Annotated in this window: 24 protein-coding genes, 1 tRNA gene and 1 pseudogene; 16 read left to right on the forward strand and 10 right to left on the reverse strand. The window is 64.3% G+C overall.

Going from position 1 to position 23,451, the window contains the following annotated elements; translation table 11 throughout:
• Nucleotides 1-144 precede the first annotated feature (144 nt).
• A complete protein-coding gene (locus UP06_RS09455) occupies nucleotides 145-1,473 on the forward strand; it encodes an MFS transporter (RefSeq protein WP_045002285.1) in 1,329 nt (442 codons plus the stop codon).
• A 90-nt stretch (nucleotides 1,474-1,563) separates the two neighbouring features.
• On the opposite strand, the gene UP06_RS09460 is transcribed toward UP06_RS09455, so the two are convergent.
• From UP06_RS09460 to UP06_RS41435, 3 genes are all read right to left on the reverse strand, one after another.
• Nucleotides 1,564-2,955: a M48 family metalloprotease gene (locus UP06_RS09460; protein WP_045002286.1), complete on the reverse strand. Its 1,392-nt coding sequence runs from the start codon at nucleotides 2,953-2,955 to the stop codon at nucleotides 1,564-1,566.
• A gap of 132 nt (nucleotides 2,956-3,087) precedes the next feature.
• On the reverse strand, nucleotides 3,088-3,942 hold the full coding sequence (locus UP06_RS09465) for a thermonuclease family protein (RefSeq protein ID WP_045002287.1): 855 nt from the start codon (nucleotides 3,940-3,942) through the stop codon (nucleotides 3,088-3,090).
• On the reverse strand, nucleotides 3,939-4,214 hold the full coding sequence (locus UP06_RS41435; protein WP_197087153.1) for a hypothetical protein: 276 nt from the start codon (nucleotides 4,212-4,214) through the stop codon (nucleotides 3,939-3,941). Before UP06_RS41435 ends, UP06_RS09465 begins: the two co-directional genes overlap by 4 nt.
• Between UP06_RS41435 and UP06_RS09470 the strand changes: the two genes are divergently transcribed.
• The 3 genes from UP06_RS09470 to UP06_RS09480 all read left to right on the forward strand — a co-directional run bounded on the left by UP06_RS09470 (nucleotide 4,192) and on the right by UP06_RS09480 (nucleotide 7,076).
• Entirely contained in the window at nucleotides 4,192-5,397 is a 1,206-nt protein-coding gene (locus tag UP06_RS09470) for an ABC transporter substrate-binding protein (protein WP_045002288.1), read from the forward strand. The genes UP06_RS41435 and UP06_RS09470 overlap by 23 nt on opposite strands.
• A 135-nt stretch (nucleotides 5,398-5,532) precedes the next feature.
• On the forward strand, nucleotides 5,533-6,324 hold the full coding sequence (locus UP06_RS09475) for an enoyl-CoA hydratase (RefSeq protein ID WP_045002289.1): 792 nt from the start codon (nucleotides 5,533-5,535) through the stop codon (nucleotides 6,322-6,324).
• A gap of 2 nt (nucleotides 6,325-6,326) precedes the next feature.
• On the forward strand, nucleotides 6,327-7,076 hold the full coding sequence (locus UP06_RS09480; protein WP_045002341.1) for a VOC family protein: 750 nt from the start codon (nucleotides 6,327-6,329) through the stop codon (nucleotides 7,074-7,076).
• Between the two features lie 173 nt (nucleotides 7,077-7,249).
• On the opposite strand, the gene UP06_RS09485 is transcribed toward UP06_RS09480, so the two are convergent.
• From UP06_RS09485 to UP06_RS09495, 3 genes are read right to left on the reverse strand one after another with little or no spacing between them, the layout of a single operon-like run.
• Entirely contained in the window at nucleotides 7,250-8,062 is an 813-nt protein-coding gene (locus tag UP06_RS09485; protein WP_045002290.1) for an enoyl-CoA hydratase/isomerase family protein, read from the reverse strand.
• 16 nt (nucleotides 8,063-8,078) lie between these two features.
• Entirely contained in the window at nucleotides 8,079-9,239 is a 1,161-nt protein-coding gene (locus UP06_RS09490) for an acyl-CoA dehydrogenase family protein (RefSeq protein ID WP_045002291.1), read from the reverse strand.
• A gap of 18 nt (nucleotides 9,240-9,257) precedes the next feature.
• Nucleotides 9,258-10,322, reverse strand: a complete 1,065-nt coding sequence (locus UP06_RS09495) for an acyl-CoA dehydrogenase family protein (protein WP_045002292.1) — start codon at nucleotides 10,320-10,322, stop codon at nucleotides 9,258-9,260.
• 247 nt (nucleotides 10,323-10,569) lie between these two features.
• Here UP06_RS09495 and UP06_RS09500 point away from each other — a divergent pair, with 247 nt between their 5' ends.
• Complete coding sequence (locus UP06_RS09500; RefSeq protein WP_045002293.1) at nucleotides 10,570-11,355, forward strand: SDR family NAD(P)-dependent oxidoreductase; 786 nt, start codon at nucleotides 10,570-10,572, stop codon at nucleotides 11,353-11,355.
• A gap of 198 nt (nucleotides 11,356-11,553) precedes the next feature.
• On the opposite strand, the gene UP06_RS09505 is transcribed toward UP06_RS09500, so the two are convergent.
• Both UP06_RS09505 and UP06_RS09510 read right to left on the reverse strand, forming a co-directional pair.
• Entirely contained in the window at nucleotides 11,554-11,826 is a 273-nt protein-coding gene (locus UP06_RS09505) for a GlsB/YeaQ/YmgE family stress response membrane protein (RefSeq protein ID WP_197087151.1), read from the reverse strand.
• Nucleotides 11,827-11,854: 28 nt separating this feature from the next.
• Nucleotides 11,855-12,466: a YidB family protein gene (locus UP06_RS09510; protein WP_045002295.1), complete on the reverse strand. Its 612-nt coding sequence runs from the start codon at nucleotides 12,464-12,466 to the stop codon at nucleotides 11,855-11,857.
• A gap of 156 nt (nucleotides 12,467-12,622) precedes the next feature.
• Between UP06_RS09510 and UP06_RS09515 the strand changes: the two genes are divergently transcribed.
• On the forward strand, nucleotides 12,623-13,630 hold the full coding sequence (locus UP06_RS09515; RefSeq protein ID WP_045002342.1) for a 2-dehydropantoate 2-reductase: 1,008 nt from the start codon (nucleotides 12,623-12,625) through the stop codon (nucleotides 13,628-13,630).
• A gap of 18 nt (nucleotides 13,631-13,648) precedes the next feature.
• On the forward strand, nucleotides 13,649-13,858 hold the full coding sequence (locus UP06_RS09520; RefSeq protein ID WP_045002296.1) for a hypothetical protein: 210 nt from the start codon (nucleotides 13,649-13,651) through the stop codon (nucleotides 13,856-13,858).
• 159 nt (nucleotides 13,859-14,017) lie between these two features.
• Here the strand turns inward: UP06_RS09520 and UP06_RS09525 are convergent, their stop codons facing one another.
• Nucleotides 14,018-14,641 (reverse strand): hypothetical protein, encoded by a 624-nt coding sequence (locus UP06_RS09525; RefSeq protein WP_045002297.1) that lies wholly within the window; start codon nucleotides 14,639-14,641, stop codon nucleotides 14,018-14,020.
• 204 nt (nucleotides 14,642-14,845) lie between these two features.
• Between UP06_RS09525 and UP06_RS09530 the strand changes: the two genes are divergently transcribed.
• The 7 genes and pseudogenes from UP06_RS09530 (at nucleotide 14,846) to UP06_RS09555 (ending at nucleotide 19,754) form a co-directional block, all read left to right on the forward strand.
• Nucleotides 14,846-15,874, forward strand: a complete 1,029-nt coding sequence (locus UP06_RS09530; protein ID WP_045002298.1) for an alpha/beta hydrolase — start codon at nucleotides 14,846-14,848, stop codon at nucleotides 15,872-15,874.
• Nucleotides 15,875-16,000: 126 nt separating this feature from the next.
• Nucleotides 16,001-16,266 (forward strand): AMP-binding protein (locus tag UP06_RS41980; RefSeq protein WP_245305442.1); only part of this gene is annotated, 266 nt, incomplete at its 3' end.
• Between the two features lies 1 nt (nucleotide 16,267).
• A pseudogene (locus tag UP06_RS09535) lies at nucleotides 16,268-17,515 on the forward strand (AMP-binding protein); the annotation flags it as partial.
• Between the two features lie 25 nt (nucleotides 17,516-17,540).
• Nucleotides 17,541-18,179 (forward strand): RraA family protein, encoded by a 639-nt coding sequence (locus UP06_RS09540; RefSeq protein WP_045002300.1) that lies wholly within the window; start codon nucleotides 17,541-17,543, stop codon nucleotides 18,177-18,179.
• 25 nt (nucleotides 18,180-18,204) lie between these two features.
• Nucleotides 18,205-18,576, forward strand: coding sequence for a cupin domain-containing protein (locus UP06_RS09545; RefSeq protein WP_045002301.1), 372 nt, complete (start codon nucleotides 18,205-18,207; stop codon nucleotides 18,574-18,576).
• A gap of 48 nt (nucleotides 18,577-18,624) precedes the next feature.
• Nucleotides 18,625-19,581 carry a tripartite tricarboxylate transporter substrate-binding protein gene (locus tag UP06_RS09550; protein ID WP_045002302.1) on the forward strand — a complete coding sequence of 319 codons (957 nt, stop codon included), beginning with the start codon at nucleotides 18,625-18,627 and terminating at the stop codon, nucleotides 19,579-19,581.
• 96 nt (nucleotides 19,582-19,677) lie between these two features.
• Nucleotides 19,678-19,754 (forward strand) — tRNA-Arg (locus UP06_RS09555).
• Nucleotides 19,755-19,796: 42 nt separating this feature from the next.
• Here the strand turns inward: UP06_RS09555 and UP06_RS09560 are convergent.
• Nucleotides 19,797-20,387 (reverse strand): helix-turn-helix domain-containing protein, encoded by a 591-nt coding sequence (locus UP06_RS09560; protein ID WP_045002303.1) that lies wholly within the window; start codon nucleotides 20,385-20,387, stop codon nucleotides 19,797-19,799.
• Between the two features lie 202 nt (nucleotides 20,388-20,589).
• Here UP06_RS09560 and UP06_RS09565 point away from each other — a divergent pair, with 202 nt between their 5' ends.
• Both UP06_RS09565 and UP06_RS09570 read left to right on the forward strand, forming a co-directional pair.
• Nucleotides 20,590-21,822, forward strand: a complete 1,233-nt coding sequence (locus UP06_RS09565; RefSeq protein ID WP_045002304.1) for a dienelactone hydrolase family protein — start codon at nucleotides 20,590-20,592, stop codon at nucleotides 21,820-21,822.
• Between the two features lie 69 nt (nucleotides 21,823-21,891).
• Nucleotides 21,892-23,436 (forward strand): ABC transporter substrate-binding protein, encoded by a 1,545-nt coding sequence (locus tag UP06_RS09570; RefSeq protein WP_156162875.1) that lies wholly within the window; start codon nucleotides 21,892-21,894, stop codon nucleotides 23,434-23,436.
• The last annotated feature ends 15 nt before the right edge of the window (nucleotides 23,437-23,451 follow it).

Below are 23,451 nucleotides of genomic sequence, written 5' to 3' on the forward strand. Positions count from 1 at the left end.
CCAATGGGTAGCTGCGGCGCAGCAATCCGCACATTGGACAATTTGTCCAATGTTGCAGTGCGGAATGTTGGGCCAGACAAGGGCAGATTGCCCGGCGCCCGCCGGGTGGTCGGCTTTGGTTTTCAGGACGTTAAGGGCGCACGCATGGCGACGGCACAGACCCCCGCAATGGCAGACATCCACTCGGGCGAGCACGGCCACGACCAGGCCAGTCCCGGCGAGATCGCCATCGGCGTCATCATCGGCCGGACCTCGGAATTCTTCGACTTCTTCGTCTACGCGATCGCCTCGGTGATCGTGTTCCCGCGCTTGGTATTCCCCTTCACCAGCGAGCTGACCGGCACTCTCTATGCCTTCATGATCTTCGCGCTGGCCTTCATCGCGCGGCCGATCGGAACTGTCATCTTCATGACGGTCGATCGGGAATACGGCAAGACGGCCAAGCTGGTCTCGGCGCTGTTCCTGCTCGGCACCGCCACCGTCGCGCTCGCGTTCCTGCCCGGCTATCACGAGATCGGTAGTGCCGCGATCTGGCTGCTCGCGCTGGCGCGTATCGCACAGGGTCTGGCCTGGGGCGGCGCCTGGGACGGTATGGCTTCGCTCTTGGCGCTGAATGCGCCACCCTCCCAGCGCGGCTGGTACGCGATGGTGCCCCAGCTTGGCGCGCCGCTCGGGCTGATCGTGGCGAGCGCGCTGTTCGCTTATTTCGCCGGAAACCTGTCGGCCGACGATTTCTTCGACTGGGGTTGGCGCTATCCCTTCTTCGTCGCCTTCGCCATCAACGTCGTGGCACTGTTCGCGCGCCTGCGCATGGTGACGACCGAGGAATATGCCTCGCTGTTCGAGACTCGCGAATTGCAGCCCTCGCGCATCTCCGAGACGGTCGCGCGTGAAGGCCAGAATATCATGCTCGGCGCGTTCGCGCCTCTGGCGAGCTTCGCGCTATTCCACATGGTCACCGTGTTTCCGCTGTCCTGGGTGTTTCTGTTCACCCGCGAAAGCCCGGTGCGCTTCCTGATCATCGAGATCGTCGCCGCGGTGTTCGGCGTCGCCGCGATCGTGGCCTCCGGCGTCATCGCTGACCGCGTCGGCCGCAAGCCGCTGCTGATGGGATCGGCGATCGCGATCGCGGTCTATAGCGGCTTCGCGCCGCAGTTGCTTGACGCCGGCGCGTTCGGCGAGACCATCTACATGGTGATCGGCTTCATCCTGCTCGGCCTATCGTTCGGCCAGTCCTCCGGCGCGATCGCCTCGAACTTCAAACAGGCCTACCGCTACACGGCCTCGGCGCTGACCTCCGATATGGCCTGGCTGTTCGGCGCAGGCTTCGCTCCGCTCGTCGCGCTGCTGCTCGCCACCAATCTCGGCGTCATCGCTTCGGGCGCGTATCTGCTGTCCGGCGCATTCTGGACACTGCTCGCGCTCTGGCTCAGCGGCCAGCGCGAGGCGGGCGATATGGACGCGGGCGCTTAAAAATTCACCCGGATGTCGTCCTGGCGAAAGCCAGGACCCATTACCCCGACTGAGAGTTGTTGAAGCACGCTGGAGCTACCAGACCGCGCCTCAATCCGTCACGATCTTCACGCGGTCGCGCACTTTCACTTGCGCATGCGCGTCGAGGCCGTTGAGCACGCGGAAGCGTTCGGCGGGGTGATCGACGCCGGCCATGCGGTGGGACATCGATTCCACGGTGTCGCCGGGCTGCACGGTGATGACCTTGATGCGCAGCGGACGCGCGGCCTGGATCTCTTCGAGCGTCAGACGGCGGAATGAATTGACGGTCTCGCGCGCATTGCGCTCGCTCTCGGTCGACTTCTGCCGCGTGGCGAAGATGAAGCGGTAGACGTCGCTGCCGAAGCGCAGCGCATAGACCTTGAACTGCCACTGGTCGCCCTTCGCGGTGGCCGAGGCGGCCGGAAAACCGTTGATGGTGATATCCTCGGTGGAGGCCTTCTCGACGCCTTCCATCCATCCCGAATTGAGGTAGTCGCCGAGCGACTGCTCGGCCGGCACGCGCACGACGTCGAAGCGCATCGCCTGCGAGCCGCCCTCGCGCACGCCGATCACCGCCTGCGCAGTGTTGTCGAGCGTAAAATTGTCCGGCGCCTGGAAGGTGAAGCCGAGCTTGGGATGCAGGAAACGCCGGCCGCGGACAAAGCCTTCGCTGGGGTCTTCGCCATAGACGAGGTTGTCGATCGCGGCGAGGTAGCTCTCGCGGTCGCGCTCGCCACCTTCCGGGGCGACGTATTGCCGCGCGATCGTCTGCGCGTTCTGCACGCGCTCGGGGGTTGCCGGATGCGACGAGGTGAAATCCTGCGCGCGCGGATCGAGCGTGGTCTTGCCGGCCTTCAACTCGGCATTGCGCTCCATCGCCGAGAGGAAACGTGCCGCGCCATACGGGTCGAAATGTGCCTTGGCGGAGATACCGACGCCGATGCCGTCAGCCTCGAACTCCTGGTTGCGCGAAAAACTCGCCATGGTCAGCTTGGTCTTGGCGAGTGCGAGCGCGGTGAGATCGGGATCGGTGCTCATGTCGGTGACGACGCGAGTGACGATCGCGGCCTGGCGGGCCTGGTCCTCGCGCATCGCCGCGTGCTTGGACAGCACATGCGCCATCTCGTGGCTCAGCACCGAGGACAATTCCGACGTATCGCTTGCAAGCGCAAGAAGTCCGCGCGTGACGTAGAGCTGTCCGTTCGGCAGCGCGAAGGCGTTCACGGCACCGGAATTGAGGATGGTGACCCTGTAGCCCTGGTCGGGACGATCGGAGGCGGCAACCAGCCGGTCGACGGTCTTGCTGACCAGTGATTCGAGCCTGGGGTCGTCATAGGTGCCGCCATAGCTCGCCAGGATGCGCTCGTGCTCCTTTTCGGTCGCGGGGGTCTGGGCGACGGCCGGCTTCGGCTTGGGCATCGCGATTGTCGGCGTCGTCGCCGCGGTCTGGAACCGGTTCATGTCGCCGCAGCCGGCGAGGGCTGTACCCAACACAAGGCATAGCACGGCCGGCGCAGCCCGCAGGCGGCGGCCATCACCTCGTCCGTGCCGTCCTAGCACCCCATTCACGTCGTCTAACCCGTGCCTAGCCCTTTAGGGCCTTACCCCTGGCTCGTTTGCGCCCAGCAACTCGACCTGTCCCACGAGGCGCACATCGATACGTGGCCCCGTCGTCCCCTCAACCCAGCCCCGAACGCGAACACGTCTATTTTCCAGGGACTTAAGGGCCATTCCGGCGCTTTCAAACGCCGGCACTATGCGCCTTGAAATAGTCACGGCGAAGCCGCGTGTCCAGTTCCGACCGAAGTTGAGGTAGGTCACTGCCCCAGCTTGCCGGACCGACAGGACTTTGCCCTCGACCACCATAAAGCGCCCGATCCCGGCCAAAATATCGTCCGGACTTTCCGCGTTTTTTATGGCCGACGGGTCAGCCCAGTTGCCCTTTTTTTGGCGCCGCGCCTCGGCCTCCGCCGCCATCAGGACGGTCGCGCAGTCCTTGTCGGCGATCTCGGCGGAGACGATCGCGTCGCCCTGGGCGAGCAGCATGGCCTGCACGGAGGTATCGCTCTCAGCGACGAACATGAGCGCGCCCTGGCGGCCATAGCGGTCGGGCGTGTCGTCGGTGCCGCGCAGCGTCACGTCGCGGCCGACGAGCTGCGAGGTCAGCGCCTGCTTCGTCGTTGCCGTCGGCTCGATGCCGGTGAGGCGGATTTCGCGCCCGTCATCGAGGCGCACGCTGCGCGCATCGACGGTTGCCGCAACGCGACCTTCGCCTTGCGACTCGAACTGGCAGGGAGCCGCGAGCGCGGCATGGCGCGACGCAAGCAGAAACGTTGCGGCAATGAGCAGGAAAGTCGTTCGCTTCACGTTGCCCGGAGAGGTTGAGCTGCCTTCTACTCTTAACGCAAATCGAGCAAGCGGCGAAGGGGCTTCCTCACACTCCGTCATTTCGAGCGCAGCGAAGCAACCCAAAATCTTTCCGTGGAGACAGTCTGGATTGCTTCGCTCCGCTCGCAATGACGAAGTTGAGACATTTTGCGGCACTCCACCATTCCGCTTTGCGGAAAACACGTGTGCCAATCGTATCTTGGTAACGCACCGCGCTTGCTGCGCTCTCGCCCATGCGGCATGATTGCGGCAACAGCGATAATCAAGCCGCCAATAGAGCGCGGCGCGATCAAGGGAGGTCTTTTTTCGATGAAGAAAATTTTGTCGGGCATTTTTGCGGCGTCGTTCGCCCTGAGTGCGAGCGCAGCGCAGGCCCAGGACAAGCCGCCCCTGAAGATCGGCGGTATCCTCGACATGTCGAGCCTCTATGCCGACATCACCGGCGCGGGCAGCGAGACCGCGGCCAAGATGGCGGTCGAGGATTTCGGCGGCGAGGTGCTGGGGCGCAAGATCCAGGTGCTGGCGGCCGACCATCTCAACAAGGCCGACCTCTCCGCCAACATCGCCCGCGACATGATCGACAACCAGGGCGTTGAGATGATCTACGACGTCGCGGCCTCCGCGACCGCGCTTGCCGCCGGCGAGATCGCGAAAGCGCGCAACAAGATCATCATGTTCAATGGCCCGGGTTCGATCCGCCTCACCAACGAGGCCTGCGGTCCCTACACCGTGCACTACGTGTTCGACACGTTCGGCCAGGCCAACGTGACCGGCCTTGCCGCCGTGAAGTCGGGGCTTGATACCTGGTTCTTCCTCACCGCCGATTACGCCTTCGGCCAGGATCTCGAGAAGGACACCAGCAACGTCGTCGTCAAGACCGGCGGCAAGGTGCTGGGCAACGTGCGGCATCCGCTCAACACGTCGGATTTCTCGTCCTTCCTGCTCCAGGCGCAGGCCTCCAAGGCTAAAGTGATCGGGCTCGCCAATGCCGGCGGCGACACCGTCAACGCCATCAAGCAGTCGGCCGAGTTCGGGATCATGAAAGGCGGCCAGAAAATCTCGCCGCTGCTCGCTTTCGTCACCGATATCGACTCGATCGGGCTGGAGACCGCACAGGGCCTGCTGCTGGCGGAGGCTTTCTACTGGGACCTCAACGACGACACGCGCGCATTCTCGAAGCGCTTCACCGAGCGCATGAAGCGGCCGCCGACGTCGGCGCAGGCCGGCGTCTATTCCTCCGTCACGCACTATCTGAAGGCCGTGAAGGCGGCCGGTACGACCGACTCTGCGGCCGTGATGAAGGTGATGAAGGAAACGCCGATCAACGACTTTTTCGCCAAGAACGGCAAGATCCGCGAGGACGGCCGCATGGTGCACGACATGTACCTGTTCGAGGTGAAGAAGCCGTCGGAGTCAAAAGGCCGCTGGGACGACTACAAGCTGCTCGCCACAGTGCCCGGCAACGAGGCGTTCCAATCGCTGGAGCAGTCGCGCTGCCCGCTGGTCAAAAAATAAACCTCGTCTTTGCGAGCGAAGCGAAGCAATCCAGAGATGTTTCCGTAGAGACGGTCTGGATTGCTTCGTCGCTTCGCTCCTCGCAATGACGAGTGTGGTGAGAGACCGAGCAAAACAACAATAAGGGAGACACCCATGAGCAACGACATGGTCCTGCAAAAGCTCGAAGGCGGGCTGCTCACCATCACCATGAACCGCCCCGAGCGCAAGAATGCGCTCAATCCAGACATGGTGCGCGGCTTGGTCGAGGCGGCGCGGCGCGCGGCTGACGATCCGGAGGTGCGCGCGGTGCTGTTCAAGGGCGCGGGCGGCAGCTTCTGTGTCGGTGGCGACGTCAAGTCGATGGCGGAGGGTCGTGCACCGCTGCCGTTTGAGCAAAAGCTCGCTAATTTGCGCCGCGGCATGGAGGTCTCGCGCATCCTGCACCAGATGCCAAAGCCTGTGGTGGCGCAGCTCGACGGCGCGGCGGCCGGCGCCGGCCTCTCGATGGCGCTGTCCTGCGACCTCCGGGTCGCCAGCGAATCCTGCAAGATCACCACCGCCTTCGCAAAAGTCGGTTTCTCCGGCGATTACGGCGGCACCTATTTCCTGACCCAGCTGCTCGGCAGCGCGCGGGCGCGCGAGCTCTATCTGACCTCGCCGGTGCTCACGGCGAAGGAGGCGCATGCGATCGGCATGGTGACCAGGGTTGTGCCCGATGCCGAGATCGACGCCGCCGCGCACGAGCTCGCGCTGTCACTGGCCCAGGGCCCATCGATCGCGCTCGGCTTCATCAAGCGCAATATCAACAATGCCGAGCATCTCGCACTGGAGGACTGTTTCGACGGCGAGGCGATCCACCACACCCGCTGCGGCGACACCGAGGACCACAAGGAGGCCGCAAAGGCTTTCGTCGAGAAGCGCAAGCCGACCTTCAAGGGCGCATGACCATGGCGCCCTATATGCGGCTGCGGCAGATCTGCCTGGTCGCGCCGCAGCTCGCACCGGTGATCTCCGACATTGCCGAGATCATGGGTCTCGCCGTCTGCTATCGCGACGGCAATGTCGCAAAATACGGTCTCGAGAACGCGCTGCTCCCGGTCGACACGATTCTGCTGGAGGTGGTGGCGCCGTTCAAGGACGGCACCACGGCCGGCCGCTTCATCGAGAAGAGCGGCGGGCGCGGCGGCTATATGGCGATCTTCTGCTGCAACGATCCGGACGAGCGCGGCCGCATCGCCAATGCGATGGGCGTGCGCACCGCCAACGTCATCGACCACGCGCCCTATCACGGCGTACAGCTCCATCCCCGCGACTGCCGCGCCGCCTTCATCGAGTTCAACCACACCGAAGGCAGCGATGACATTTTGGGCCCGTATCCGCCGGCGGGGCCGGACTGGCAAAAATTCATCCGCAAGGATGTGACGCAGGCACTGACGGGCGTGGAGATGCAGAGCCCGGATCCGCAAGGGTTGGCGGAGCATTGGGGGAAGATCATCGGCGTTGCGCCGAGTGGCGACGCCGACTTGAAGCTGCCCAATGCAACCTTCCGCTTCGTGAAGGGCGCCAGCGAAATCATGAGCGCGCTGGAGTTTCGTGTTGCGGACGTTGCGGGTGTGCTGCATGCCGCCAGGGCGAGAGGACTTGCGGTCGCGGGCAATGAATTCCTGCTGGGCGGCGTGACGTTTCGCATCAGTTGATTGTAGTGATCCGTCACCCTGAGGTGCTCGCCTCTTCGGCGAGCCTCGAAGGGCGACGGCCACCGGCGGGGTCGTTCATCCTTCGAGGCTCCCTACACGGTGCTGTGCACCGCGCAGCTCGCGCCTCAGGATGACGGGTTGAGAGAGGGTATCCCAGCAATACGCCGCCGCAATCACCGTCCCTTGAAATTCGCCGCGCGCCGCTCTTCCGTGGCTTTGACGCCTTCCTTGAAATCTTCCGTCGCGCGCAGCCGCGTCTGCTCCTCGAGCTCGTGATTGGTCGCAGCCATGACGCGATCGGCCAAGCCTGCGCGCATCGTGGCGCGGGTGGAGACGAGGCCGAGCGGGGAGCATTCGGCGATTTCGCCTGCGAGCTTCATCGCCGCCGCCTTCACCTGGTCCTGCGGCACCAGCTCGTTGGCGAGGCCCCACTTCACCGCTTCTTCGCCGGTGACGCGGCGGCTGGTGTAGAACATCAGCTCGGCGTTGTTCTTGCCGATCAGCTCGGGCAGCGTCACGGTCAGGCCGAAGCCGGGATGGAAGCCCAGCTTGGTGAAATTGGCCGAGAAGCGCGCTTCGGGGCAAGTGACGCGGAAATCAGCCGAGACCGCGAGGCCCAAACCGCCGCCGATGGCCGCGCCCTGTACGGCGGCGACGATCGGCTTCCTGGCGCGGAAGATGCGGACGGCCTGGAGGTAGAGATGGTTGATCGGACCGAGGTTGTCGGCGGGGTCGCCCTTTTTCTCGGCTTCGCGCGCTTCCTGCGCCTGCCGCGCCGGGTCACCAAAATTGGCGCCGGCGCAGAACGCCTTGCCCTGAGCCGACAGCACGGAGCTGCGGATCTCGATGTCGCGATCGAACTCGTCGAGCGCGTCGGCGATCTGGTTGATCAGCGAGATGTCGAAGAAGTTGAGCGGGGGCCTGCGGATTTCGATGGTGCCGACATGCCCGACCTTCTCGACGCCGATATCTTTATAGGTGCTCATGATGATCCTCGAAGATTTAGCGGAGCCCAAGTCCGCGCGCGATGATGCCGCGCAGCACCTCGGTGGTGCCGCCTTGGATGGTCAGTTTCGGTGCGGTCTTGATGGCGAAGTCGAGCTGCCGCTCCAGCGTCTCGCGGTTGGTCGCGGTCTCCTCGACGAAGGCGGCGAGATCGCGCACGCGGTGCGGAAGTTGTTGCTCCCAGACCGTGCCGATGTCCTTGACGATGGAGGCCTCCACCACCGGCTCCTTGCCGGCTTGCAGCATGCCGGCGACAGAGACCGACATCCGCCGCATGGTGTGGAGTTGCGCCACCAGCCTTCCGATGCCTTCGGCGCTGCGTGTGTCAGGGTTGGGACCGACCGCGCGGACCAGCTCGGTCAGCACGTAATAGGTTTCGAGGAAACGTTCGGGGCCCGATCGCTCGTAAGCGAGCTCACTCGTCGCCTGTTTCCAGGCGCCGTCGACTTCGCCCAGCACGTGATCCTCGGGCACGAAGAAGTCGGTGAAGACGACCTCGTTGAACTCGTACTGGCCGGTGATCTGGCCGATCGGATTCACCTGGATGCCCGGCTGCTTCATCTTGACCAGGAACTGGGTCAGGCCATGGCGGCGATTTTCCTTGGTCGGCTGCGAGGTCCGGAAGATCGCGATCATGTAATCGGCGATATGCGCCGACGACGTCCAGATTTTTGTGCCGTTGATGAGATAGCCGCCGTCGGTCTTGGTCGCGCGCGTTTTTGCGGCGAACAGATCGGAGCCTGAATTCGGCTCGCTCATACCGATGGCAAAGCAGATCTCGCCACGGCAGATGCGCGGCAAAATCTCCATCTTGATGTGCTCAGGCGCGTATTTGATCAGCACCGGCCCACTCTGGCGGTCGGCGACGAAGAAGCGGCGCGTCGGCGCATTGGCCACACGCATCTCCTCGGTCACGACGTAGCGCTCGAGAAAGGAGCGCTCCTGGCCGCCATATTTTTTTGGCCAGGTCATCCCGAGCCAGCCCTTGGCGCCGACCCGGCGGGAAAATTCCGGCGCGTCGGTGTCTTCGCGATTGGGCTTGTGCGGATCGAAGGTGCCGGCGGCGATTTCTTCCGCGAGGAAGGCGCGCACTTCCTTGCGCAATTGCTCGCACTTCTCGGGCAGGCGGATCGGATCGAAACGGAGGGCAGCGGTCATTTGTGTCTCGTCTCCTGATCAGCGCGACGCCACGAGCGGCCACAATTCATCGGCGCCGCGATTGGCGACGAGCTTGCCGAGCTCGACGGCCCAGTGGCTCTCCGAACCGAAATCGTCGCGCCAGGCCAACGCCCGCAGCGAATAGCGGTGCAGGATGTGCTCGTTGGTGAAGCCGATGGCGCCGTGTACCTGATGCGCGATGGCACCGCCCTTTTCTGCAGCTTCCGCGCAGCGGATCTTTGCCGAGGCGGCTTCGAGGTAAACCTCGTCGTCGAAGGACTTTGCGTTCGCGATCGCGTCGGCTGCTGACGTTGCGGCAGCCAGCGCTGCGGCGGACTCGCCGGCGAGGCGCGCGAGATTGTGCTGCACGGCCTGGAATTTCGAAATCTTCTTCTCGAAGGCGACGCGCTCGTTGGAGTAACGCACGGAGATGTCAAGCATCGCTTCCAGCGCGCCGGCGATCTGAAGGCTGCGCGCGACACCGCCCATCAGCATCATTGTGGTTTGGTCAAACTCCTTTGGCGCGGGCTTGATGGTGACGGGCTGGACTTTGTCGAGCGTGACGGTGTCGCTATGGTCGTAGCCGACATTGAGCCCGGATTCGATCCGGCCCTTGCTCACGTCGACCAATGCGATCGAGAAGCCGTCCTTGCCGTGCGCCAGCACCGCAAAATGCCTGGCCGCTTTCGCAAACGGCACGCCACGGGCGCGGCCGGAGAGCGAGCCGTCTGGGGCGAGCGTGATGCGATCCTTCGGAGACGCCGGCAGCACCGTCATCTCACCTTCGGGTGATGTAATCTTCGCTTGCGCGAGCAGCCAGCCTGCGAGCATGGTCTCGGCCAGGGGAACCGCGACGGCGAAACGGCCGGCGGCGTTGAGAAGCGCAAAGCCGTCAGCGAGGCTCGCGCCGGAGCCGCCGAGATCATCAGGCACCCAGGATAGCGGCAGGCCGGCTTCGCTCAGCGCCTGCCACAGCGGCGCCTGCCACGAATTCTTCTTGTCGTTGTTGATGGTCTGCGGATCGGCGAGATCGGCGAAGATTTTCTCCGCGGTCTCGACGACGATATTGTCACTCTCCGCCACAGCGTTCCCCGTGTTTTACCATTGGCGCGTTCCGCCCGATGGGCCGCCGCGCAGTCTCTTCTTGCGCCGGATGATCGGAAAAAGCCATGGCTCTGACAAGCGTGGATCGCAGGTCCATCTGCGGCGTCGGCATGGGGACAAGACCGATCTGGACTAATTCCGCTTAGCGGAGTTTGCTCGATTTGCAGGGCGCGGCAAACTCGCTAAACAGGGCGTCGGCAATTTAATAACGGGGAAGGAAATCCGGATGGCAAAGGACAGTTTGTGCGCAATCGTGACGGGGTCGGCATCCGGGCTCGGCGCAGCGACCGCTGAAATTCTCGCGCGGAGTGGGGCGCGGCTCGTCATCAACTATTCCTCGAGCCAGAAGGAAGCCGAGGCGACCGCGGAAGTCTGCCGCAAGGCGGGCGCGGCGGAAGTTCTGGTCGCGCAAGGCGATGTCTCGCGCGACGAGGATTGCCGCAAGATCGTGGCGGCAGCAGCGCCCTGGGGCCGGCTCGACATCCTCGTCAACAATGCCGGCACTACCAAGCACGTCGCGCATGCCGACCTCGATGGATTGTCGGCTGAAGATTTCCAGCGACTCTACGGCGTCAACACCATCGGCCCGTTCCAGATGGTACGCGCCGCGCGCAGCCTGCTCGAGGCCGGCGCGAAGGCGTCGGGGCGGCCGTCGGCAGTGGTGAACGTCTCTTCAGTGGCCGGCATCAGCGGCGTCGGCTCGTCGATTGCGTACGCTGCAAGTAAGGGCGCGCTGAACACGATGACGCTGTCGCTGTCACGTGCGCTGGCGCCGCTGATCCGCGTCAACACGGTGTGCCCCGGCTATATCGACACGCCCTGGTTCACCAAGGGTCGCGGCGAAGCCGGCGCCAAGCAGGTGCGCGACAGCGTGGTGGCGAAGGTGCCGCTCAAGGTCGCCTCAACCGCTGATGACATCGCCCAGCTCGTCTGCTTCCTGGCGATGCCGGCGTCGAGCAACATGACCGGCGAGATCGTGCGCATGGATGCCGGGATGCATTTGGTGACGTGAGTGCGCTCCGCTAGCGCGGCAAACACAACCGTCGTCCCGGCGAAGGCCGGGACCCATAACCACAGGCCGTGGTTGTCGTACGAAGTCGGCAACCACCAATCTTCGCCAAGCCAAATTCGGTGGCTATGGGTCCCGGCCTTCGCCGGGACCCATAGCCACCGAATCTGTCGACAGGTCACGCTGCAAAGCGGCGGTCGACTACCCCTTGATCACGCCGCTCGCCACCAGCCGGTGCCAGATGAACAGCACCACCACGGCGCCGATGGTGGCCATGATGAAGCCGGCGCCCTGGTCTGGACCGTAATGGCCGATGGCCTGGCCGATGAAGGTCGCGAGAAACGCACCGACGATGCCGAGGATGGTGGTCAGGATGAAGCCTGACGGGTTGTTCGGCCCCGGCGCCAGCCAGCGTGCGATAAGGCCGGCGACGAAGCCGACGACGATGATCCACAAGATGCCGCCCATGCTCATGTCAGTGCTCCCCTCGGTTTGACTAAAATCAGACTCTGTCCGAGATCTCGTTCTCGGTCGGCAGCCGTCCGTCCGGCGTCAAATGGTCGATCACCCGCGGCAGATACTGGCTGAGGCCGGAGAGCAGCTCGTCGCGCGACAGGCCGCTCTGGGCGGTGAGGCTTTGGATCTGATCGGCGCCGAGTGCATTGGCGAGATCACCGGGGGCGATAGGCTTGTTCTCGCCCTTGCCGACCCAGGTGTTGGCGGTCTCGCCGTGGCCGCCCTGCTGAAGCTGGTTGAGGAGATCGCCGAGCCCGCCGCTGAGCACACTGCCGGCCGCGCCGCCCGCAAGCAGGCCGCCGAGGCCACCCTTGAGCACATCACCGAGGCCGCCGCCTCCGCCAAGAGCACCTCCAAGCGCGCCACCCAGGCCTCCGCCCGGACCCGCATTCACCGGCGGCGGCACAGAGGTCGGCGCCGTCTGCGGCGCTGCGCCCGGCTGGCCTGCCGTCAAATGCTTGAAAGTCTTCCAGGCCAGCAGACCAAGGATCGCCATGGTCATGGGCGACATGCCGCCGCTGGATGAGGATTGTGAACTCGGCGCGCTCGGGCCGCGAGGGCCGTTCTGCATGCCGTTGAGGACGTCGAGTAAACCCATGGCGTTCTCCTTTGGCGCTCTCTTGCCGGTAACAAGCCCCTGTCGAAAACATATGAGGCTCTCATGACGGTTACAAGGCGATTGCGCCGCAACCGGGCGATGGGCAGCCAGCGTCGGCTCTGCTATCGAGGGCCGGTCATTCAGGGAGCAAGCCACGTGGTTACGGATCGATCGATCGTAGTGGCCGGCGCGGGCGCCATCGGCTGTTTTGTCGGAGGCCAGCTGGCCGCCGCCGACCGTCGCGTTGCGCTTTTGGTGCGGCCGCGGGTGAAGACCGAGATCGAGCGGTTCGGCCTGCGGCTGACCGATTTCGACGGCTCCGAGCAGAAGTTAGGCGCCGGTCAGATTGCACTGTCGGACGATCCCGCGATCTTCCACAGCGCCGGAATCGTGCTGGTCACCGTGAAGAGCGCCGACACCGCTGATGTCGCGGACCAGATCGCGCAGCATGCGCCGCAGGATGCCGTCATCGTCTCCCTTCAGAACGGCGTCGGCAATGTCGACGCGCTGCATCAGCGGCTCGGCGGTCGGCGCGTGCTCGCCGGCATGGTGCCGTTCAACGTGATTGCGATGGGCGAGGGCCGCTTCCATCGCTCGACCTCGGGCGACATTCATGTCGGTGAAGATGCGGACAACACGGCCGCGGCACTCTCGGCGCCCGGTCTCACCGTGCGCGCGAGCCGTGACATCACCGGCGTGCAATGGGGCAAGCTGATCATCAATTTGAACAATGCGCTCAGCGCGTTGTCCGACATGCCGCTCGCCGCGCAACTGGCGAATCGCGAATGGCGAAAATTGTTTGCCGACCAGATGGCGGAAGGGCTCGCCACACTGAAGGCTGCCGGCATCACGCCGGCCTCGGCGACGCCGATCCCGCCGAACTGGATGCCGACAATGCTGAGGTTGCCCGATATGATCTTCAGCGCGATCCTGGGGCGGACGATGAAGATCGATCCAGAGGCGCGCTCCTCGATGTGGCAGGATTTGAAGCAGGGGCGCCGGACCGAGATCGACTACCTCCAGGGTGCGGTCATTGCGCTGGCCGAGCAGAACAATGTCGATGTGCCGCTGATGCGCCGCATTGTTGCGCTGATCAAGGACGCCGAGACGGCGGCCGCGGGCCCGCCCGGGCTGACGCCGCAGCAGATTCGCGGTGTGGCTTGAGCGCGATGGAGGAATGCGATGAGGCGATGTTTGATGGTCGGTATCGTGTTCGCGGCGTTCTGCGGCGCTTCCACGTTCGCGGAGGCAAGGCCCCCGACCGTCATGAACTCTCCCGGTTATGACGCACGCTTGCAGGAGAGCCGCAAGGCGTTGGGGGGTTCGACGACGACACCTGTGACGCCGCCCACGGTGACACCCAAGCGTAGCAAGAAGAAGCAGCCGAATTGAAGCGTGGCCTTGGGTGTGAGGCGGCAAGCGGAGGCCACATCCTCAGCAATTGTAGGGTGGGCAAAGCGAAGCGTGCCCACCATTTCCTCCAGCTGTTCGGTGGTGGGCACGGCGCGCGAAGGGCGCGCCTTTGCCCACCCTACATTTAGCGTGAGAAACTCAGCCCTTCTTCGCCGGCTTGCTTGGCGTCGGGCTGAACATCTTCTTCAGATCGCTCAATCCCTCCGACAGGCGCGGCCATTCGCAGGAGAATGCACTCTTGGTGCAGTTCGCGCCCTTTTGCCGTGATCGCGGATCGCCGCCGGCCTGTAAGACCTTGGGCCGCTCGACCGGAACGGGCACGCGCTCGACCTCGGTGCGCAGCGCCACCTGCTGGATCTGTTGCGCCTGTTGTTCCTGTTGCTGGCGCGCGAGGGCATCGGCCACGACGGTGCTGCGGCGCTGATTGGCGAGATAGGCGGTGTAGGATTCGTCGATCTTCTTCTGCTCCTCCGGCGTCGGATTGGGTCCGGCGATGTCGAAGGTGCGGTCTTGCAGGAAGTCGTAATAGGTGTAGCCACCGCCGGTCTTGCGGCGGCCCGCGAACTTGGCGTTGCAGTCGGCAAGTGCTGATGTCTTCTCGGCCTTGGTCGCGGCTTTCTCGGCCGCGTCGGCGCATTCCTCGAAATCGACCGGTGCGCGCTTCCACCATTGGGCGTGGACATGCGACGACGTCAGCAGAAAAAACCCTGCTGCGGCAACGAGAAGCGGCGCCGCGCGACGCGATGCAACTACGTCCGACATTCTACGAGAGCATTCCTTGCAAAACTCAACCCGAACTGAGTCGGAACAGATTTTTGCCCCTTTATCGCCGGCTTGTCACCCATGGAACCCGGGAATTTCATGGCTGGGATGCTGACATTTTTTGCTTGACGTGGCGCGGCAGTCACAGCCGCGCACTATCCGATGCGCGTAGAGTTTGGTCGATTTGAATTCGAGGGGGACGACATGAGAGCGCTGGCCGGTCTTGCCGTAATCGCTTTGGCGCTCATTTGCGGCCATGCGCGCGCCGCGGATGAGGATGCTCCCAACCGCAAGCCGGTGAAGGCGATTGCCGATGCGCGGCTTTCGGTCGGCGGGCAGGGCATTTTGCCGCTTTACGTGTCCAGCGACTGGTCGATGCCGTTACCGGCGATCTCTCGCGCGATCATCGTGCTGCACGGACGCCTGCGCAACGCCGACGAGTATTATATTTCAGCCAACACCGCGCAGGTCGCAGCGGGCAACGATGGCAAGAGCGCGATCATGATCGTGCCGCAGTTCCTGGCGGAGATTGATATCGAAGCGCACAAGCTGCCCGCTGAAACGTTGCGCTGGTCGCTGGAGGGATGGGAGGGCGGCGATGCGGCGCTTGCGCCGAACCCGGTGTCTTCTTTCGAGGCGCTGGATGCGATCCTCGCAAAATTGTCCGACCGGCGCATCTTCCCGAACCTGAAGCAGGTCGTGGTTGCCGGTCATTCCGGCGGCGGCCAGGTCGCGCAGCGCTACGCCATCGCCGGCAAGGGCGAGGCGGCGCTGTCGCGCCAGCACATCGATGTCCGCTATGTCGTCGCCAACCCGTCGTCCTATGCGTATTTCAGTGCCGATCGGCCCGTGCCCGCTGTTGCTGCGTCCTGCCCGGGCTACAATAACTGGAAATACGGCATGGACGAACGCCCGCTTTATCTCGCCGACGCGACGCCGGCTGCGCTCGAGCAGCGTTATGTCGAACGCGACGTGATCTACCTGCTCGGCACGCTCGACACCAATCCGGAGCATCCTGCGCTCGACAAGAGCTGCATGGCCAAGGCACAAGGCCCTTATCGCTACGCCCGCGGTCACGCCTATGTGGACGCGATGGCGAAGCGCGACCACGGCACACCCAATCACAGGGTGTGGGACGTCGCCGGCGTCGGCCATGACGGTGACAAGATGCTGACCTCGAAATGCGGCCTTGCGGCGCTGTTCGATATTCCGGGCTGCGGGGCGGAGCGCTGATGCGGACGCCTTGAAGGCGGGCACCTTGAAGGCAGGCACCTTGAAGGGTTGGCTCCGGCTGTTACACTTCGTCCCGTGACCGCCTCGCCCTGAGGCGGCGCCAAGAAGACGAACTGGAAACGCCTGATGCTGCTGCCCCTGTCCGACGTGCCGCGCTGGTACGCGCAACGCAAACCGCAAGGCACGATCGCCGTCCGCCATGGGCAGGACACGCTGACATGGGACGAGCTCGAACGCGGCGCCAACAGGCGCGCCCGGGCGTTCGCGGCGAAGGGCGTCAAGCCCGGCGATTTTGTCGCAATCGGCCTGCCCAATGGCAATGCATTCTTCGAGACCTCGTTTGCGGTGTGGAAATGCGGGGCGACACCGACCTCGCTGTCATGGCGGCTGCCNCCGCGCGGCGAAGCCGCTGCCGTGCTCGACATTTTGAAGCCGGCGCTGGTGGTCGGCGGCGAAGCCGACTGGAATGCGCCGAACCGGTTGCCTGCCGATTTCGTGCCGGAGGGTTTTTCCGATGAGCAGCTCAACCCGCCGGTGGCGCGCTACTGGAAGGCCATGACCAGCGGCGGCTCGACCGGCCGCCCAAAAGTGATCCTCGATCACCATCCGGCCGTGACCGACACCGTCGCCCCGCTGCCGCTCAACATCCCCACCGGCGCCTCGCTGCTCAATCCGGGGCCGCTCTATCACAATGCGCCGTTCATCCTGTCGCACTATGCGCTGTTCGGCGGCGGCCGGCTCACTGGTCTCGTCAAGTTCGACGCCGAGGAAACGCTGCGGCTGATCGCGCGCGAGCGCGTGCAATGGGTTAATTTCGTGCCGACCATGATGCACCGGATCTGGGCGCTGCCGGAGGACGTGCGCAATTCCTACGATGTGTCGAGCCTCCAGACCGTGTTCCACATGGCGGCTCCGATGCCGCCCTGGCTGAAGGAGAACTGGATCGCCTGGCTCGGACCGGAGCGGGTCTGGGAGCTCTATGGGGGCACCGAGCGGCAGGGCTCCTGCATCATCTCCGGCACGGAATGGCTGACGCACAAGGGCTCGGTCGGCAAGATCGGCGAGATGGCGCGCTTACGTATCCTCAGTGAGGACGGCAAGGACGTCGCGCCGGGCGAGACCGGCGAGATCTATTTCCTCAACAATGACGGCACTGACGCCACCTATCACTATGTCGGCGCCGAGCCGAAGCGCCGCACCGACGGCTGGGAATCGCTCGGCGATATCGGCAGGCTCGATGCAGAGGGCTATCTTTATCTCGGCGACCGTCTCGCCGATATGGTGCTGCGCGGCGGCGCCAACATCTATCCGGCCGAGGTCGAGGCCGCGGTTTCCGCTTGTCCCGGCGTGCGCTCCTGCGTGGTGGTGGGATTGCCCGATCCGGAATTCGGCCAGCGCGTGCATGCCATCATCGAGCCGGAGGCCGGCGCTGACGGTCAGGCGATCGCCGACGGCATGGCGGATTTTTTGAAGGACAAGCTCAGCCGCTACAAGCATCCGGAGAGTTTCGAGATCGTCAGCGCCCCGCCGCGCGATGATTCCGGAAAAGTTCGCCGCACGCTGTTGCGCGACGAGCGCGCGGCGTGGATGAAGGAGGGGCGCGCGTTCCGGATGACGCCTTCGAAGGCGCACGCCGACTAAGAGAAATCACGGAAGGACTGAACGTATGACCATTACCATCGCTGCCAACAGCGTGCCGAAGCCGCCGACCGACATCATCGAGGGTTTTCGGGTCGCGCCGACTTCGATCATTTCCGATAATCTCGCCCGTCTGCCCGGCGCGGTCGGGCTAAAGCCCTATCACCGCGGCGGCAAGCTGGTGGGGACGGCCTTCACGGTGCGCACCCGGCCCGGCGACAATCTCGCCATCCACCGCGCGCTCGAGCTGGTCGGCCCCGGCGACGTCATCGTGGTCGACGGCGGCGGCGACGAGACAAGGGCGCTGGTCGGCGAGATCATGAAGAACATCGCACAGTGGCGCAAAGCGGAAGGCTATGTGATCGACGGCGCCATCCGCGATGTCGCGGCCTTCGCCGGCGATGACTTTCCCTGCTATGCCCGCGCGGTGATCCATCGCGGGCCCTACAAGAACGGCCCCGGCGAGATCAACGTCCCGGTCTCGATCGGAGGCAGCGTGATCTCGCCCGGCGACATCGTCGTCGGCGACGAGGACGGCGTGGTGTCGTTTCCCGCCGCGGGCGCAGCGGCGCTGCTGGAGGCGGTGCGTGCTCAGATCACGCGCGAGGAGGGGACACTGAAGGCGATCCGCGAGGGCCGCTACCAGGGCTCCTACGGCAAGTCATAATCGAAGCAGGGCAGGGAGAACGGGCGTGAGCCAAAAGGAAGAGTTCCACAATCTCGACGACGCCAGCGATGGGCTGTTTCGTGAGCTCGCGCCGGGGCTGACCACGCGCATCTTCTCCGGCGAGCAGGCCATGCTGTCGGTGGTGACACTGGCGCCGCATGCGCAAGGCACGCTGCATCATCATCCCGAAGAGCAGTGGGGTGTGCTGCTCGACGGCTCGGCGATCCGCGTCCAGGGTGACGAGGAGATTTCCGTGAAGAAGGGCGATTTCTGGCGCACGCCCGGCAATGTGCCGCACACCATGCGTGCCGGACCTGACGGCGCCCGCGTGCTGGACATCTTTAGCCCACCGCGGCCGGAATATAAAAAAGCGGGGTCCGGTTTCGGGACGACCTAACGCTCAAAAGCAAAAAGCGGAGCGGCAAAACAAAAAAGGGAGGCGACCATGACGATCACACGACGCGCGCTGCTGGCTGCGCCGGCCATTCTCGCAATGACGCCGGCGGCGGCTCAGGCCGGCAAGATCACGCTGGTGGTGCCGTTTCCGCCGGGCGGATCGACCGATGCGATGGCGAGGCTGCTTCAAAGCAATCTGCAAACCAGGCTCAACCGCATTGTCGTGGTCGAGAACAAATCGGGCGCCGCCGGTGCGCTCGGCGCGGCGCAGGTCGCCAAGAGCCCGCCGGACGGCTCCTCGTTCCTCGTCACCTTCGATTCCCACGCGGTGATCCCGTCCATTCTCGACAAGCCGCCGGTCGACGTCGAGCGCGAGCTGATGCCGGTGTTCCTGGTCGGCACCGCGCCTTACGTGATCGCGGCCAATGCCAGCCGGCCCTACAAGAGCTTTGCCGACGTGGTGGCGGCCTGCAAGGCGTCCCCGGGCGCGGTGAAATACGCCTCCGTCGGCATCGGCACGCTTGGCCATCTCGCCATGACCGTGCTCGGCAACAAGGCCGGCGTCGAGATCACCCATGTGCCCTATCGCGGCGGCGGGCCTGCCATGAACGACGTGCTCGGCGGCCATGTCGATCTCATTGCGGGTTCGGCGGCGCTGGTCGCGGCCCAACTCGGCACCAATCTGCTGCGCCCGATCCTGCAACTCGGCCGCCAGCGTCTGCCGCTGCTGCCGGATACGCCAACCGCGATCGAGGCCGGCTTCCCGGATTTCGAGACGCTTGCCTGGTGGGGCATCTTCGCGCCCACAGGCACGCCGCCCGACATCGTCGCGGCAATGGCGGCGTCGACCAAGGAGATCCTGAGTGAGCCGGCGACTGCCACCCAGTTGAAGGAGACCCAGCAGATGACGCTGCTGCTCGAGGACGGGCCTGCGTTCAAGACCTTCTTCGACACGCAGGTCGCCTATTGGGGCAAGGTGGTGCGGGACAACAATATCAGGGCGTAAGGCCCTGAAGCTCCCGCCCGGCCTGCGAAGTGTAGGCTTCCGGTCCCGCCGCTGCTTTGATATGAACGGGCCGGTAACCCGCTCAGCGGGTTCCGCGGTCCCGTAGCTCAGCCGGATAGAGCGACGGTTTCCTAAACCGTAGGTCGCATGTTCGAGTCATGCCGGGATCGCCAGTTTTTCGTCTGCAATCGCCATGGATCGCGCGGGACAATCCCTTATGGCTGGTGCCGTCTGGTGATCGCGACCTGGGCTGCCTGGGTATAGAGGCTCGACACCAGCTCGAGATGGCTGCCTGCGGCCTCGGACTTTTCCGCCCAGCCTTCGAGCGCCTCCAGCATCGGCGGCAAGGTCGCGGCGCGCAAGGCCGCATAGGCTTCGGTGACGGAGTGGCCCGTCTCGGTCGGGCGATAGCGCGTCTCCTTGCGCGATGACGAACCTTCGGTCTCGATCAGGCCGGCCTTCACCAGCTTGCGCGTGGCGTATTGCAGGTTGGGGACGTCGACGCGGTTGAGCAACTGACCTATCTCGGACAGCCGTTTCGGTTCGTCACCCATCCTGACCACGTTGAGCACGGCAACATCGTCACCCGTCAACGGGACGTCGCAGACGGCCGCAAGGCACGCGGCTTTCCAGCGGTAATAGGCCTGCGCCAGCCGCTCCACCCTGAACTCGAATTCCGACAGCCGCCGCTCGGTTTCACTGCGCGCCAGGTGCCAGGAGCCCGGCCGCTCGTTGGAGGCTCGCTGCTGCTTCGGCTTGACCGTCGCGCCGGTTCGTTTCGCCGCAGCCTTCTCAGTCTTCCGCAAAATCGTCTCCTGATTCCCGCCTCGCTTACGGCCTAGGCAGGCTGTGCTCAATCTATGCTATTTACAAGTTGGATTCTTACATTAAAAGTTCAATTAAGAAAGCATGATGAAAAAGGCAAGGCCTTCGGCTCATGCAGGACGCGTCAAACAGACGCGCCGGAGGGAAGACCCTAGGGACTCAACGACGAGAAGGGATCGAACGATGGCCGGACAATGGATCGACATCGCTGCCAAGGATGGCGGCAGCTTCAAGGGGTATCTCGCGGTCCCCGCGTCAGGTTCCGGTCCCGGCATCCTGCTGTTGCAGGAGATTTTCGGCGTCAACAAATCGATGCGCGAGGTCGCCGACTACTATGCCGAGGAAGGCTATGTCGTGCTCGCGCCGGATCTGTTCTGGCGCATGGAGCCCGGCATCGAGCTCGGCTACACCGAGGCCGATTTCGGCAAGGCGATGGGCTACTACCAGCGCTTCGACGCCAACCAGTCGATCAAGGATGCCGCGGACGCGCTGAAGGTCCTGCGTGCGCGCCCCGAATGCAAGGGCAAGGTCGGCGCGCTCGGCTTCTGTCTCGGCGGCAAGCTCGCCTACCTTGTTGCCGCGCGTACCGATGTCGATTGCGCGGTCAGCTATTACGGTGTCGGCATCGAGGCCGATCTCGCCGAGGCCGGTCAGGTGAAAGGCCCGATGGTCTTCCACTTTGCCGAGCTCGACCGCTTTGCGCCGCCGGAAGCGCGCGCGCAGATCACGGCCGCGTTCAAGGGCCGTCCCGACGTCGAGTCCTATCTCTATCCCGGCTGCGACCATGCCTTCGCGGCGCCGGAGCGGACCAGCTTCAACAAGCCTGCGACGCTGATGGCGCATTCGCGCTCGATCGCGCTGTTCCGCAAAGTCCTGGGCCCGCACTATGACCTCTCGACATTGTGGGACCGGCATACCGAGCTCGAATTCGTGACGCGTTCGGCGGAGGAGACCATGACCACCATGGTCGCCGAGCCCTATGTCAACCACATCCCGACCATGACCGGCGGGGTCGGCTACCGCGACCTGCTGCGTTTCTACAAGAACCATTTCATCCCGAAGACGCCGCAGGACACCAAGCTGGTGCCGATCTCGCGCACCATCGGTGCCGACCGCATCGTCGACGAGATGCTGTTCTGCTTCACCCACGACATCGAGATCGACTGGATGCTGCCGGGTGTGCCGCCGACCGGCAAATACGTCGAGATTCCGCTGGTCGCGATCGTGCGCTTCCGCGGTGACAAGCTCTACAACGAGCACATCTACTGGGATCAGGCCTCGGTGCTGGTGCAGATCGGGCTGCTCGATCCGAAGAAGCTTCCGGTGGCCGGCGTCGAGACCGCGAAAAAGCTCGTCGACGAGGCGCTGCCGTCGAACACGCTGATGGCGCGCTGGTCCGAGAGCGCCGGGAAATAGACGCACTGATCGACGGCGCCGCTTGCGGCGCCGTTTTCGCACATGGCTCATCGTGTTGGGGTAATGAACATGTCTTCACTGTCTCGTCGCTCGATCCTGCAACTCGCCGGCGGCGCTGCCGCGCTTCCGCTGACGTCCGGTCTCCTCGGCGACGGCGCTGCGCACGCGGCAGCAGTCGGTACACTGACCATCGCCTACAACGTCAATCTGCCGTCGTTCGATCCGACGGTGGGCCTGTCGGCGGTCAATCCGACCATCCAGTCGATCTACCAGTCGGTGTTCGATCCCTATATCGGTCAGGCGGCGGACCTCTCGTTCAAGCCCGGCCTTCTGACCAAATGGGGCTGGAACGAGGACCGCAGCAAGATCACGCTGGAATTGCGCAAGGGCGCGACCTGGCACGACGGCTCGCCGGTGACGCCCGACGACGTGGTCTGGTCGCTCACGCGCGCCGCCGATCCCAAGGGCGGCAATCCGATTCAGTTCGTCTGGTCCAAGGTCGGCAACTACAAGATCGACGGCAACACCATCACCGGCGACGTGCTGGAGTTCGAGCCGACGCTGTTCAAATGGATGGCGTTCCTCACCGGCTACATCCTGCCGAAGGCCTATTATGAGAAGGTCGGCGCCGAAGGCTTCGAGAAGGCGCCGATCGGGTCGGGCCCCTACAAGGTCGACGCGTTCGAGCGCAACGCGTTCCTGCGGTTGAAGGCGCACTCCGGCTACTGGGGCGGCAAGCCCGCCTTCGAGACCGTGGTGTTCAAGTTCATCACGGACTCCACCAGCCGCGTCGCCGAGATGGAATCCGGCGGATCGGACCTCACCTTCGAAATCCCCTACGAGGAATTCGATCGCCTGAAGGGCAAGCCCGGCATGGTCGGCCAGACCAAGCCGGTGTCCGATATCGCGATGATCTTCCTCACCGACATCGATCCGATGCTGGATCGCAACGTACGCCTCGCGGCAAGCCACGCCATCGACAAGAAGGCGATCGTCGACCGGCTGTTGAAGGGCTATGGCGTTCCGATCGCGACGCTGGAGGCGCCGGGATATGCCGCCTTCGACCCCTCGATCAAGGTTGCCTATGATCCGGAGCTTGCCAAGAGCCTGCTGGCCAAGAGCGGCTACTCGCCGGAAAAGCCGGTCAAGTTTGCGATCCAGACGACGCGGGGCTTCAAGCCGAAGGATTACGAGATGATCCAGGCGATCGTCGGCATGTGGCGCAAGGTCGGCATCGACGCCACCATCGAGGTCTACGAGATCGCCAAGCACTTCGAGTTGCGTGCACGCCACGCGCTGGCGCCGGCCGCCTTCTATAATTGGGGCAACGCCATCGGCGATCCCTCGACCTCGACCGGCTTTGCGATGTTCGGGCCCTCGCCGCATTGCGCCTGGAAGGGCAAGGACCTCGTCGAGCGCATCGGGCCTCTCTGGGGCGAGAAGGACGAGGCCAAGCGCATCGCCGGCTACAAGGCCGTTGACAAATACATCGCCGAGGAAGGCGAGGTGATCCCGCTATTCCAGTACGTGCAGCCGATCATCCACAAGAAGGGCCTGAAGGTGGTGCCGCAGGCGAACGGCATGATCCTTCCGCACCTCATCACGCCGGCCTGAGCGGCCGAGAAACGC

Origin of the sequence: Bradyrhizobium sp. LTSP857, assembly GCF_000938285.1 — a bacterium.
Classification (GTDB): domain Bacteria; phylum Pseudomonadota; class Alphaproteobacteria; order Rhizobiales; family Xanthobacteraceae; genus Bradyrhizobium.

What these genes read in the sequence shown, in the direction of transcription:
- UP06_RS09540 (WP_045002300.1), top strand. Translation starts at nt 17,541, where the DNA reads ATGACCATTACCATCGCTGCCAACAGCGTGCCGAAGCCGCCGACCGAC.
- UP06_RS09525 (WP_045002297.1), bottom strand. Translation starts at nt 14,641, where the DNA reads ATGTCGGACGTAGTTGCATCGCGTCGCGCGGCGCCGCTTCTCGTTGCC.
- UP06_RS09465 (WP_045002287.1), bottom strand. Translation starts at nt 3,942, where the DNA reads ATGACGGAGTGTGAGGAAGCCCCTTCGCCGCTTGCTCGATTTGCGTTA.
- UP06_RS09520 (WP_045002296.1), top strand. Translation starts at nt 13,649, where the DNA reads ATGAGGCGATGTTTGATGGTCGGTATCGTGTTCGCGGCGTTCTGCGGC.
- UP06_RS09455 (WP_045002285.1), top strand. Translation starts at nt 145, where the DNA reads ATGGCGACGGCACAGACCCCCGCAATGGCAGACATCCACTCGGGCGAG.
- UP06_RS09570 (WP_156162875.1), top strand. Translation starts at nt 21,892, where the DNA reads ATGTCTTCACTGTCTCGTCGCTCGATCCTGCAACTCGCCGGCGGCGCT.
- UP06_RS09470 (WP_045002288.1), top strand. Translation starts at nt 4,192, where the DNA reads ATGAAGAAAATTTTGTCGGGCATTTTTGCGGCGTCGTTCGCCCTGAGT.
- UP06_RS09565 (WP_045002304.1), top strand. Translation starts at nt 20,590, where the DNA reads ATGGCCGGACAATGGATCGACATCGCTGCCAAGGATGGCGGCAGCTTC.
- UP06_RS09490 (WP_045002291.1), bottom strand. Translation starts at nt 9,239, where the DNA reads ATGACCGCTGCCCTCCGTTTCGATCCGATCCGCCTGCCCGAGAAGTGC.
- UP06_RS09460 (WP_045002286.1), bottom strand. Translation starts at nt 2,955, where the DNA reads ATGAACCGGTTCCAGACCGCGGCGACGACGCCGACAATCGCGATGCCC.
- UP06_RS09530 (WP_045002298.1), top strand. Translation starts at nt 14,846, where the DNA reads ATGAGAGCGCTGGCCGGTCTTGCCGTAATCGCTTTGGCGCTCATTTGC.
- UP06_RS09500 (WP_045002293.1), top strand. Translation starts at nt 10,570, where the DNA reads ATGGCAAAGGACAGTTTGTGCGCAATCGTGACGGGGTCGGCATCCGGG.
- UP06_RS09480 (WP_045002341.1), top strand. Translation starts at nt 6,327, where the DNA reads ATGGCGCCCTATATGCGGCTGCGGCAGATCTGCCTGGTCGCGCCGCAG.
- UP06_RS09550 (WP_045002302.1), top strand. Translation starts at nt 18,625, where the DNA reads ATGACGATCACACGACGCGCGCTGCTGGCTGCGCCGGCCATTCTCGCA.
- UP06_RS09505 (WP_197087151.1), bottom strand. Translation starts at nt 11,826, where the DNA reads ATGAGCATGGGCGGCATCTTGTGGATCATCGTCGTCGGCTTCGTCGCC.
- UP06_RS09510 (WP_045002295.1), bottom strand. Translation starts at nt 12,466, where the DNA reads ATGGGTTTACTCGACGTCCTCAACGGCATGCAGAACGGCCCTCGCGGC.
- UP06_RS41435 (WP_197087153.1), bottom strand. Translation starts at nt 4,214, where the DNA reads ATGCCCGACAAAATTTTCTTCATCGAAAAAAGACCTCCCTTGATCGCG.
- UP06_RS09485 (WP_045002290.1), bottom strand. Translation starts at nt 8,062, where the DNA reads ATGAGCACCTATAAAGATATCGGCGTCGAGAAGGTCGGGCATGTCGGC.
- UP06_RS09475 (WP_045002289.1), top strand. Translation starts at nt 5,533, where the DNA reads ATGAGCAACGACATGGTCCTGCAAAAGCTCGAAGGCGGGCTGCTCACC.